Genomic DNA, 10,334 nt, shown 5'->3' on the forward strand with positions numbered 1-10,334 from the left:
CTGGCCTCCCTCGCTCTTCTTGTGCTGCCGCGGCCATGCCTGCCAGAGGAAGCCGGCGAGCCAGAGGGCCATTGTTGCCAGGGCGTAGACGATCAAGGGATCGATCCAGAGGCCCAGGCCGATCAGCAGGCCAATTCCGGCCCAGCGCCAGGCCAGCTCGCGTCGGCTGGCGCCCTGGTGCCAGCGCTGGGTCAGGCGCAGCGTTGCCCAGAGCAGCCAGAGCATCACGATCATGGCCTCGGTATAGCCGCCGTAGGAACGTAGTTCCAGCACGGCATCGTAAAGAGGGGGCAAAGCAGCGATGGCTGTCGCCACTATCAGGAAGAGCCGGCGCGGGCCTGCTCGCAGGCCGGCCTCGCAGGCGAGGGCTTCGCCGCAGCGCCAGGTGAGCCAGACGAGGAGCAGCGAGGTACAGCTCATCGCGATGCGTAGGACCAGCACCGATGGCCCGGCGACGGCGAAGAAAAGGGCCAGAATGTAGGCCTCCAGGCTTCCCATATAGGCCTGGCCATAGTAATAGATCGGCCATTCGCCGCGCAGAATGTTCTCCGCCTGGATGCCGGTGAGCGCCTCGTCTCCTTCAATGACCGGGTTGTGACGAATAGCCAGAAAGAGGCGCACCGCCAGGGCCAGCGCCAGGCAAAGCCAGAGTGGCCAGCTCCTTGCCAGGCTCCTGCCCTTTTCCTGAAGCTGGGTCAGGATCAGCCGGCCTTGCGATCTGCTCCAGGTCTGCTGTGGCGCCGGCGCGATCTCGCTTCCTGTTGACAGCATGCGGTCTATCCTCACTCGCTTTGCCTTTGCTCCTGTCGTTGCTGCCAACAAATATACTCGGTAATCACTAGATAGACAATCTCTATCGTTCTTTTTGCCTAAGTAGATCCAGGTAATCATCTCTCTTCCTATCTCTAGGAGCCGAAGCAGAACATGTAAAAAACTGGCTCCTCGCCAGCGCCAGCGCGACAGAGCCAGACGGGCCGATCCTCTGTTTAGCTCAGGCGTGCTGCTGGCTGAGCGGCCAGCAAGCGAGCAGAGATGAAAGGGGCTTCAGAGAAATGACAACCTATGTGGCCTTTTTTCGCGCGCTCAATGTGGGGGGGCACGGGGTGGTCTCCATGCCAGCTCTGAGGAGGATGCATGAGGCTCTGGAACTGCAGGCAGTCAGTACGTATATCCAGACGGGTAACGTGCTCTTCACTAGCGACGAAGGTGATGCCCTGAGTCTGGCTCGTCAGATTGAGGGGCGCTTCCTCCAGGAATTTGGCTTTGCCAGCCGGGTCGCCCTGCGCAGAGCCGCTGATCTGGAGGAGACTATACGGGCGAATCCCTTCCTGCGAGAGACCGAGCAGGCGCCTGAGCGTCTCGTGGTACTCTTCCTGGTCGCGACCCCGGCGGCAGAGGCAGCTGCAGCCTTGCAGCGACTTGGGGCTGCGGGACCCGAGCAGCTGCAGCTCTCGGCGCGTGGTCAGGAGCTGTATGTCTGGTATGCCAATGGGATCGGACGCTCGAAGCTGACGACTCTGGCCCTTGAGCGCGCCCTTGGTTGTCCAGCCACGGGACGTAATTGGAAGACCTTGCTCCAGATAAGGCGGCTTCTCCAGCAAAGGCAACAAGGGTGAGCGGGCATAGCCTGAGAGAAAGCGGCATCAGGGAATCAGAGGAAAGCAGCTCGCCCGCCCCGCTGTCCTGTCGGCGGAGCACCAGCTAGGATAGCGCCCTCCTGGCTTGGGACAACGGTTGCGGGCGAGACAAAAGCGAGCTGCGGCTTCACTCTGTTCCCAGGCGGGTCAGCAGATTGTTCAGACGGTTGACGAAGCTGATCGGGTTCTCCAGCTGGTCGCCGCTGCTGAGCACAGCCTGGTCGAAGAGCACCCAGGCCCAATCGGTGAAGCGTGCCTCATCCTGCTCCTGGCGCAGGCGTTTGATGATCGGGTGCTGCGGATTAATCTCCATGATCGGCTTGTCGGCGGGCACGGCCTGGCCGGCGGCCTGCAGCAGGCGCTTCAGGTTGGGATCGATGCCGCCCTCGTCGACCACCAGGCAGGCCGGTGAGGTTGTCAAGCGGCTCGTCGTGCGCACATCCTTGACCTTCTCGCTGAGGACCTTCTTGAAGCGCTCCAGCAGGTCGCGTACCTCGTCAGCGCTCTTTTGGCGCTCTTCCTGCTCCTGCTTGTCCTCTAGCTTGCTCAGGTCGACCTCGCCACGGGCGATCGACTGGAAGGGCAGGCCGCCATACTCTTGTAGCTCGTGTTGCACGAAGTGGTCGATGGGATCGGTCCAGATCAGGACCTCGATACCCTTCTGCTTAAAGATCTCCAGCAGCGGGCTATCCTTGGCGGCCTCGTAGCTTTCGGCCAGCAGGTAGTAGATCTTATCCTGGCCCTCCTTCTTGCGCGAGACGTAGGTCTCCAGTGAGACGTTCTGCTCGGGGCCGCTGACCGTCGACGCGAAGCGCAAGAGGCGGGCGATCAGGTCGCGGTTGGCCTTATCCTCGACCAGGCCCTCTTTGAGCACGCGCCCGAACTCGCGCCAGAAGATAGCGTACTTGCCCGGCTCCTTCTCGGCCATATCGCTGAGCAGGCCCAGGATCTTCTTGGTCGCTGTAGCGCGCATCGTATCGATGAGGCGGTTCTGCTGCAGCATCTCACGCGAGACATTGAGGGGCAGGTCATCGGAGTCGATGACGCCGCGCACGAAGCGCAGATAACGCGGCAGCAGCTTATTCTCGATATCGTCCATGATATAGACGCGGCGCACATACAGCTTGACGCCGTGATGGCGCTCACGCAGCCACAGATCGAAGGGCGCCTGAGAAGGGATGAAGAGCAAGAGCGTGTACTCGTGGGTGCCCTCCATGTGGCTGTGGACCCAGGCCAGCGGGTCGGCGAAGTCGTGCGAGATATACTTATAGAAGTCCTTGTATTCCTGCTCGCTGATCTCGCTCTTGGGGCGGGCCCAGAGGGCCGAAGCCTTGTTGACGACCTCCTCCTCGTCCTTCCCCTCAACTTTCATGACGATGGGCAGCTGAATGTGATCCGAGTACTTGCGGATGATCGAGCGCAGACGGTAGCCGTTGAGCAGCTCGTCCTCGCCCTCGCGCAGATGCAGAATGACGTCGGTGCCGCGTGTTGGCTTCTCGATGGTCTCGATAGTATACTCGCCCTGGCCATCGGACTCCCAGCGCACTCCCTGGTCGGCGGGCAGGCCGGCGCGGCGCGTCAGCAGGGTGACGCGATCGGCTACCACGAACGAAGAGTAGAAGCCGACGCCAAACTGACCAATGAGCATGGCATCTTTGCGCTGGTCGCCGGTCAACGACTGGAAGAATTCGCGCGTGCCCGACTTGGCGATGGTCCCAATATTCTGGATGACCTCCTCGCGCGACATGCCGATGCCGTTGTCGCTGACAGTGATGGTGCGCGCGTCGCGGTCGTAAGAGACGCGGATCTTGAAATCGGCGTCGCGCTCGTAGAGGTCGGGATTCGAGAGCGCGTCAAAGCGCAGGCGATCGATAGCATCTGATGCATTAGAGATAAGCTCGCGCAGAAAAATTTCCTTATTGCTATAGAGCGAATGAATCATGATGTCAAGCAATTGCTTGACTTCCGCCTGAAAGCCCAGCTTTTCTTTATGGGTTTCAACTGGCATGGCACACCTCCATGTTAGCTACGCAGATCCCTGGGAAGCTTGATGCGTCGTGTCGGTCGTAGTCGTCGCGAGTTGTCTTGTGCGGCCTGTTCCGCTCTGCGGTGGTACACCTCTCCACGGTACATATGATGCCATAGGCTGTGTTAGAAGAGTGTGGGATTTTCGTTAGAAATCTGTTAGCGCCTGGCTCTCTGCCAGGCTCAGCAACACCAACCGCTCTGCTCGCGCGCATCTCCTGCTAGAGACAGGGCGGCTGGCCTCTGAGAAGGGGCAGGCCAGAAGAAGGAGGAGCATAGGCGCTGATGAGCAGATTGATCGAGATTGGGAAGGAAGACGACGTCCGATCCGGTCCTGAGCTGCCCGGTTGGGTTGGGGCCTTGGGTAGCCCGACAAGCTGGCGCAGGCCAGCGCGGCTGAAGCCGTGATTTCCCCGGTCTGCGCCAGAATCTTCAAGCTTGAAAGACGAGTCGTGCGGGTCCAGCGTTGTAGACGCAGGTGATTGGTCTAACCAGGGTAAGAGGGAACTGCCCGCAGCGCTAGTCTCTGACATCCCTCAGTGACTCTGCTGGCTTGCCTCAGCGCTGAGTCAGCGGCACCTCTATCAGGAGCGGGCGCGCTTCCGCGGGCGGCAACCCCAGGCGGGTACGCAGCAGTTCGGCCAGCTCATCGGGCGCCTCGACGCGCTGGCCCTCGATATGGAAAGCGCGGGCCAGGCTCACAAAGTCGGGCGGCACCAGCGTCGTCGCAATGCTGCGTCCGGGGAAGCGCTGCAACTGATCGTTTCTCACCGCTGTATAGCTGGCATCATTAAAGACAATGGTGACGACTGGAATGCGCTCCTGAGCTGCCGTGGCCAACTCGCCCACATTCTGCAGAAATCCCCCATCGCCGCAGAGTGCCACCACCGCGCGCTGCGGCGCGGCCAGCTGTGCCCCCAGCGCCAGCGGCAGACCCGTTCCAATGGAACAGAGCTCGGAGGCATGGATAAAGCTGTGTGGCTCATAGACCGGGAACGCCTGAGCGGCAGCATAGCCAGCCATCGTCATATCGGCCACCACGATCCCTTCGCGCGGCAGGGCTGTCCGCAGAGCCTCTAGCCAGGGCATGACCTCCCCATAGATTTGCTGCGCGCGCTGGCTCAAGGCGGTGCGCACAGCGGCCACCTCTTGACGGCGGTCCTCGTACTGTCCCAACTGTTCGTGTAGTCCTGCTAGGAGCGCGCTCAGGGCCAGGCGGGCATCGCCAACCAGAGCGACGCTGGCCGGATAGCGCCGGCCAATCTCGCCGGCATCGATATCGATGTGGATCAGCTTCTCTGGCAGAGGGAGGCGGCCCGTATCGGCCTGACCGCTGCGGCTGCGCTCCAGGGCCGGCAGCGTCGTGCGTTGCATCCCTAGCTTGCTGCCAACAACCAGCGCCAGATCGGAGCGGCTCAGTAGTGGGCCAAGCGTACGCGATGGGGCGCCCCGAGTTGTGATGACCAGCGGGTGATCGTTGGGTAAGACGTCATGACTTTTGCCTCCAAGCAAGACCGGGGCCTGCAGCAGCTCGGCCAGGCGCAGCAGCTCATGATTCGCGCCGGCGGCGGTCACGCCGGCCCCGGCAATAATCACAGGGCGGCGCGCCGCCCGCAGCAGCTCCAGGGCCGCCTGAACTGTCTCCTCATCAGGCGCCACCGCCGGCTCTTCGCCCTCTTCCAGCGTGGGCAGCGCCATCGTCTCTTGCGCTTCAAGCACGTCAAGTGGAATCTGCAGAAAGGCGCCGCGGGGCCGACCTGTGCGCATCTGGCGCAGAGCCTCAGCAATAGCTTCAGGAATCTCCGCCACGCGCTGCACTTCGTGGCTCCAGCCAACCAGGGCCCGGGCCAGGCCGAGCTGGTCCTTCAGCTCGTGCAAACGGCCCCAGGAGCGCCCGCCAGTCTCGCCCGGCAGGCTGGTGGCGATGACCAGTAGCGGCAGCGAATCGGCATAGGCATCGGCCAGTGGCGTGGCAATATTGGTCACGCCCGGCCCCGTGATCACCAGGGCCACGCCGGGGCGCCCGGCGATGCGCGCGTAGCCGTCGGCCATGTAGCCCGCGCCCTGCTCGTGGCGTGCCAGGACGTGACGTATCCCCGGCTCATCGTAGAGGGCATCATAGATGGGCAGATTATGTACCCCCGGAATGCCAAAAACGACCTCAATATGGTGGGCGCGCAGGCTGGCTACCACTGCCTGCCCGCCTGTCAACGACACATTGTGCTGCATTGCTTCCTTGTTGCTCCTCGATGATCTTTCCCTTGCGCTCTGCTGGACTCAGTCGTCCGCGCTCCTTCCAGCGACTGTGGCCTGACCTTCTCTGGCCTCCTTGCCTGCCGGCGAGCGGACGAGCGAGGTGAGAGGATGGAGCTGCCGCGCTGGAGGATGGCCCCCCTCGCGGCGCTGCTTTCACCTTCAGGCTCGGGCCGCTATGCTTTTATCATAGTACAGGCCGTTCCTCTCCGCAAAGCTGGCCTGGCTCGCTCTCTCCGGGAGAGAAAGGCACAATAGGCAGACACTGCTCGATAGGCTATAATGAGCAGCAAGCTGCCGTCTTCCGCTGCGTCTATCTACATCAGGAGAGGTCTATTAGTCCTGAACGTTCCTTCCAGGAAAGGAAGGAGGGGACCAGCATGAGCAGACGTCTGGCCCAGGTGGGCTTTCTGCTCCTGTTCATCGTTATCCTCTGTTGGCTTTGCTACAAAGCAAGCGGCTCCGCTCAGCTGACTGCTTTCATCGGGCTTTTCATCGGCGTCGTTGGAGTTGTCCTGCAGTTTCATGAGGCGCGCATGGGTTTCATTCGGCTGCTGAAGGCCCTTGGGGAGGATCTGGCCACGCTGGTGGCGAAGACACGCTTCTGGATGATGCTCACGTGCGTGCTCTTGCTGGTCTTTCTCGGCTGGAATATCATACCGCGCGTCTGGCCGCATGTCCCCTCTGCGGCGAGCTGCAGTCTGCCGCGCAACAATCTCGTCTCCTCGGCTTATCTGGGTGTAACGAAGACTCCCGCTGGAGAGCTGATCGGTGTCAGCGATGGCTCCGCGGTCTTAGACACCAGCCAGCCTGACCTGGCGCGCAAGCAGGAGGCGGCGCAGCAATATAGTGCTGGCAACTTGTCTGAGGCGCAGTCGCTCTGGCAAAACGCCGCCGAGCAGGTGACCAACGATGCCGAAGCGCGCATCTATGCGGAAAACGTTGCCGTTGAGCAGAGTGGCCTGCCCAGCATCACCCTGGTGGTGGCAACGCGCTTCACGCCGCACTATCTTGGCGGGGCGCGCGATATCCTGCAAGGGGCCTATGTGGCCCAGCGCATCTTTAACGATAGCCACACGCTGCGCCTGCGCCTGCTGCTCGCCAATGCCGGCAGTGGTGGAGTGGCTCAGGTCACCTGTCAGATCATTCAGGCTGCAAGGGTCTCCTCGGCCAGTGCGCCCATCGTGGGGATCGTTGGCTGGGAGCTAAGCCAGGATGTCAGCGAGAGTGTGACTCTGGTGGATCAGGCCCACCTGCCGATGCTCTCGCCGACCGCCTCCGGCAACGATCTGCGCAACCTGCCCTACTTCGCACGCATCGCTCCACCGGACGCCCTCCAGGGCGAAGATGCTGCTCTCTACGCTCGACAGACACTGGAGGCCCGACGGGTTGCTCTCTTCGAAGACCCGCGCGACAAGTATAGTCAGAGCCTGGCCTCCTCCTTTCGGCTGGCCTTCGAAGATGCCAGCCATCACATCACGGTTACCGAAGAATATCACGTCGGCCAGCCTGACAACCTGCCCCAGCTCCTGCAGGATGCCCTGCGTACTCAGCCGGACCTGATCTACTTCGCAGGCTATTCTGCCGATGTCAGCGTGCTGCTGGCTGCTTTGCCGCCCTGCCAGCCGGTGACAGCGCTGGCGACAGCGAGGTGCCCGCTGGTACTGGGAGGCGATGCCCTCTACATTTATGGGAACTACGCCCAGGAGGCGCGGCCCTCCTTTCACAGCGGACGCCTCTACTTTACGGCCTTTGCCTTCCCTGATGAATGGCAGGGGCAGCCCCTGCCGCAAATGGAGACATTCCTGGAGACCTACGCAGCCAGCTTCGGACCGACGCCAGCGGGCCGCAGTCCGTATGGCTACACCCGGCCTGATGCCGATAGCATGCTGGCCTATGATGCTGTCTCCGTCCTGGCGGAAGCCTGCTATCACCTCTTCCAGCAGCGTCAGCCTTTGACCGGGGCGCGCCTCCAGCAGGCTCTGCTGCAGATGAGGGGTGAGCAAGCCTGGCAGGGCATCACGGGGGTCATTGCCTTTGGCAGCGACGGCAACGTCCTCAACAAGCCGGTGCTCTTGCTTCATCTGGACCAGGCAGGCCATACCCAGGTTGAACAGGTATGGGGCTGTCTGATCAAAGAACGATGCTGAGGCAGAGGAAGAGCTGCAATCGGCGTCAGGCTGGCGGCTCATCCTCTGCGCTCCGGCCCAGCGTTAGCGACGAGCGGCTGACGACGGCCACGGCAGCGGTCCCTGGGCCGGTATTGAGGGCCAGAGCTGCCCCCAATGGGTAAAGGGGCAGCTCGCCTGGATAGATGGTCTGCAGCTCGTGGCGCAGGTCGTCGGCGGCCCCGGGACTGGACTCGCCCAGGATGATGCGTTCGATGGGGCGCATTGTTCTGATCAGCTGGGCGATCTGACGGCAGGCGCGCCTCCGGCTGCGAGCCAGGCCCGCGGCGACGATGTTGCCGCGCTCCAGGACCAGGATCGGCTTCAGGTCGAGCAGATCGCCCAGGGTGGCCAGGACCCCATTCAGGCGTCCATTGCGGCGTGCGAACTCCAGCGTCTCCAGCACACCCAGGAAGTGAGTGCGAGCGAGGACTTCCTGAGCATGGGCGCGGATCTCGGCCAGCGTACGCCCCTGGCGGGCCTCTTCGGCGGCTTGCAGCACGGCGGGCAGCATGCCGATGGCGGCGCTCTGCGAGTCGATGATCTCGATTGGCACCCGGCGTAGCTCGCTGGGCAGCAGCTCGCGGGCCAGCTGGGCGGTCTGGTAGGTGCCGCTGAGACGCGCGGAGAGCACAATGACCAGAATACCCTCGGCCCCCGCGGTGACCAGGCGGCTGTAGGCCTGGACAAAGGCGGCGGGCGAGGGCTGGGAGGTATGAGGAAAGACCGGCGCCGCCTCTAGACGGCGAAAGAGGGCGGCGCTGTCCAGATCGATGCCATCAAGAACAGCTTCCTGGTCGAAGAGAATGACCAGCGGCACGATGGTGATGCCGAGGGACGCGGCCAGGTCCGCAGGCAGTCCCACCGTGCTATCGGTGATGACCCCTATCATTGTTTCTGCTCGCCTCTTCTCTGCTCCTTCAAGCTTTGGGGCGGCCTGCTGATCGCTCGTCTTCTCCTATATCTGGTATATCTGGCCGGTGTGCCTGGACTGCGCCAGGCTGTCTGGACCTGTCTGCTGGCTCTCGCTCTTCGACCTTTAATCGGGCGTATTGCGGTCGTAGAGCAGGCGGTAGAGCAGGGCCGAGGGCTGGCGCGTGGGGCCGTGCTCGGCATCGTCGGGCAGCGGAGCGGTCAGGCGGCGCAGCAGGAGCAAGGCGGCCAGCAGGGGAGGAATGAGTTGCTGGCGCTGGGTGCGCTCATGCTCGCGCAGGCAGACGAGCGTGAAGAGCAGGATAGCGGCCAGGCCGCTGAGAGGTACCACCTTGCTGCGGGCCGTGGCGTAGCCGGAGCCGGCCCAGGACCAGCGGGCGGCCTGCATGGGAGCGCGGTGGTGGGAGAGCAGCGAGCCGAGGCGCCAGAGGACGCCGCTGGCCAGAGTGGAGAGGGCCAGGACGCCGGCGCGGCGGTTGATCTGCAGGGCGGCCCCGAAAAAGGCGCTCAGGCCGCGCCCGCCGTTGAAGCGCAAGAAGAGCGGCCAGCACTGGCCCATGACGCCGCAGACGCCAGCCAGTTCTGCCACTTCGCGTGGATAGCCCAGGCGGCGGCAGATGCTGATCGGCAGGTACCCTTTGGAGGCGTCGAAGAGCGCCGCGGGCACCGCCCAGCGTCGTCCCCGCTTGCCGCTGCTGAGCAGATTGGAGACGCCGACGTTGCCCGAGCCACTTTTGCGCAGGTTGACGCCGCTGCGTCGTCCGAGCCAGTAGACAAGCGGCAGCGAGCCATAGAGATAGGCGGCAAGCCAGGCGAGGACATAGCGCGAGAAAGCGGAGTGCCGCCAGGCGGGGGCGCGTTGGCGCGTCACCTGGACAGCTCTCCGGCTGGCGCGGCCCAGCGAGCCGAGGTAGCGAACATAGCGCACATAGCGGGTCGATCGGCCCTGTCTGAAACGGCTGCCCCGAGCGCGTCTGCGGCGGGCATGGCTGCGGACTTCACTGATGAGAGGACTGCTCACAGGTTCGCGGACCTCCTCTCTCCTGCTGCTGCATTGCGTTGCCGTGATGGCTGGCCAGATCAGGCCCGGCCAGCGCAACAAACGGGCGCCTGTGGCTGGGCTGCTCAGGCCGCGCTGACGGCATTGTCGTTGTTGTGATCTAACGATGGCATGGGATTGATCATAAGTCCAGATCTATTCGATCCGTTCTGCTGTTCATGGAGACCGTCGGCGCTGTGCAGCCTCACAGGCCGTGTTTTCTATCATTGTACCGGTAGAGGCTGCTTTCGTGCAAGCGTTAACGGGGTGAACTGGCTG

General features: G+C 63.0%; 7 protein-coding genes and 1 pseudogene. 3 read left to right on the plus strand and 5 right to left on the minus strand.

Annotated features, from left to right (window positions below; translation table 11 throughout):
* Positions 1-771: pseudogene (locus IRZ31_RS17265) on the minus strand (hypothetical protein); the annotation flags it as partial.
* Positions 772-1,052: 281 nt separating this feature from the next.
* On the opposite strand from IRZ31_RS17265, the gene IRZ31_RS17270 reads away from it, so the two are divergent.
* Positions 1,053-1,616 carry a DUF1697 domain-containing protein gene (locus IRZ31_RS17270; RefSeq protein ID WP_297155906.1) on the plus strand — a complete coding sequence of 188 codons (564 nt, stop codon included), beginning with the start codon at positions 1,053-1,055 and terminating at the stop codon, positions 1,614-1,616.
* A gap of 148 nt (positions 1,617-1,764) precedes the next feature.
* Here IRZ31_RS17270 and htpG read toward each other — a convergent pair whose 3' ends face one another.
* Positions 1,765-3,645, minus strand: a complete 1,881-nt coding sequence (gene htpG, locus IRZ31_RS17275) for a molecular chaperone HtpG (RefSeq protein ID WP_297155908.1) — start codon at positions 3,643-3,645, stop codon at positions 1,765-1,767.
* Between the two features lie 302 nt (positions 3,646-3,947).
* On the opposite strand from htpG, the gene IRZ31_RS17280 reads away from it, so the two are divergent.
* Positions 3,948-4,070, plus strand: a complete 123-nt coding sequence (locus IRZ31_RS17280) for a hypothetical protein (protein ID WP_297155912.1) — start codon at positions 3,948-3,950, stop codon at positions 4,068-4,070.
* Positions 4,071-4,220: 150 nt separating this feature from the next.
* Here IRZ31_RS17280 and IRZ31_RS17285 read toward each other — a convergent pair whose 3' ends face one another.
* Entirely contained in the window at positions 4,221-5,891 is a 1,671-nt protein-coding gene (locus IRZ31_RS17285; protein WP_297155914.1) for a thiamine pyrophosphate-binding protein, read from the minus strand.
* A gap of 404 nt (positions 5,892-6,295) precedes the next feature.
* On the opposite strand from IRZ31_RS17285, the gene IRZ31_RS17290 reads away from it, so the two are divergent.
* Positions 6,296-8,065, plus strand: coding sequence for an ABC transporter substrate-binding protein (locus tag IRZ31_RS17290; RefSeq protein WP_297155917.1), 1,770 nt, complete (start codon positions 6,296-6,298; stop codon positions 8,063-8,065).
* A gap of 25 nt (positions 8,066-8,090) precedes the next feature.
* Here IRZ31_RS17290 and IRZ31_RS17295 read toward each other — a convergent pair whose 3' ends face one another.
* Both IRZ31_RS17295 and IRZ31_RS17300 read right to left on the minus strand, forming a co-directional pair.
* The gene (locus IRZ31_RS17295; protein ID WP_297155919.1) at positions 8,091-8,975 is read right to left on the minus strand and encodes a DegV family protein; all 885 of its coding nucleotides are present in this window, start codon (positions 8,973-8,975) and stop codon (positions 8,091-8,093) included.
* A gap of 147 nt (positions 8,976-9,122) precedes the next feature.
* Complete coding sequence (locus IRZ31_RS17300; protein WP_189362045.1) at positions 9,123-10,037, minus strand: glycerol-3-phosphate acyltransferase; 915 nt, start codon at positions 10,035-10,037, stop codon at positions 9,123-9,125.
* Positions 10,038-10,334: the final 297 nt, after the last annotated feature.

This window comes from Thermogemmatispora sp. (assembly GCF_019683635.1).
In the GTDB taxonomy this organism is placed as follows: domain Bacteria; phylum Chloroflexota; class Ktedonobacteria; order Ktedonobacterales; family Ktedonobacteraceae; genus Thermogemmatispora.

What these genes read in the sequence shown, in the direction of transcription:
- htpG (WP_297155908.1), bottom strand. Translation starts at nt 3,645, where the DNA reads ATGCCAGTTGAAACCCATAAAGAAAAGCTGGGCTTTCAGGCGGAAGTC.
- IRZ31_RS17270 (WP_297155906.1), top strand. Translation starts at nt 1,053, where the DNA reads ATGACAACCTATGTGGCCTTTTTTCGCGCGCTCAATGTGGGGGGGCAC.
- IRZ31_RS17295 (WP_297155919.1), bottom strand. Translation starts at nt 8,975, where the DNA reads ATGATAGGGGTCATCACCGATAGCACGGTGGGACTGCCTGCGGACCTG.
- IRZ31_RS17290 (WP_297155917.1), top strand. Translation starts at nt 6,296, where the DNA reads ATGAGCAGACGTCTGGCCCAGGTGGGCTTTCTGCTCCTGTTCATCGTT.
- IRZ31_RS17280 (WP_297155912.1), top strand. Translation starts at nt 3,948, where the DNA reads ATGAGCAGATTGATCGAGATTGGGAAGGAAGACGACGTCCGATCCGGT.
- IRZ31_RS17285 (WP_297155914.1), bottom strand. Translation starts at nt 5,891, where the DNA reads ATGCAGCACAATGTGTCGTTGACAGGCGGGCAGGCAGTGGTAGCCAGC.